The 662-nt window shown below is 64.0% G+C and carries 1 protein-coding gene; it reads left to right on the top strand.

Annotated features, from left to right (window positions below; translation table 11 throughout):
• A partial coding sequence (locus tag NX774_RS23290; protein WP_258824683.1) for a tandem-95 repeat protein occupies positions 1-662 on the top strand: 662 nt, incomplete at both ends.

Genomic DNA, 662 nt, shown 5'->3' with positions numbered 1-662 from the left:
CACCGCGGAGATCAATCTTGGCCACCTGCGTTTCGTGCCGGTCGCGGATGCGAATGGCGATCCGTACACCACCTTTACCTACAAGGTGTATGACAACGCCAGCGCCGCGTCCAGCGATGCGACGATGACCGTCAAAGTCACGCCGGTGAATGACCTGCCGGTGGGCGCCGACGGTTCGATCACGACCAACGAAGACACCGAGGCCACCGGCAACCTGCCGGCAGCGACCGACGTCGAGCACGACGCGATCACCTACGCCGTGGGCACCGGCCCGACGCACGGCACGCTGGTCTTGAATGCGAACGGCAGCTACGAGTACACGCCCACAGCGAACTACAACGGCCCGGACGCCTTCACTTACACCGTCAGCGACGGCTCGGGCAGCAATACCTACAACGTCAGCATCACGGTCAATCCGGTGAACGATGCACCGGTGCTGGCGGTTTCGCCCGTCACCGTGGGCCAGGGCGCGACCATCACGCTCAGTACGAGCTACCTGAACGCGACCGACGTCGATACCGGCAACGGCAGCCTGACGTACACCGTCACCTCAGCACCGGGCAAGGGCACCATCAAGGTCAACGGCACGGCCGCGACCTCGTTCACCCAGCAGGACGTCATCGACGGCAAGGTGAGCTACACCGCCAATAGCTACGGCAGCG

This window comes from Massilia agilis (assembly GCF_024756255.1).
Lineage (GTDB): Bacteria > Pseudomonadota > Gammaproteobacteria > Burkholderiales > Burkholderiaceae_D > Telluria > Telluria agilis.
The sequence above is the reverse complement of the archived record's forward strand: the minus strand, read 5'-3'. Positions and strand labels throughout refer to the sequence as shown.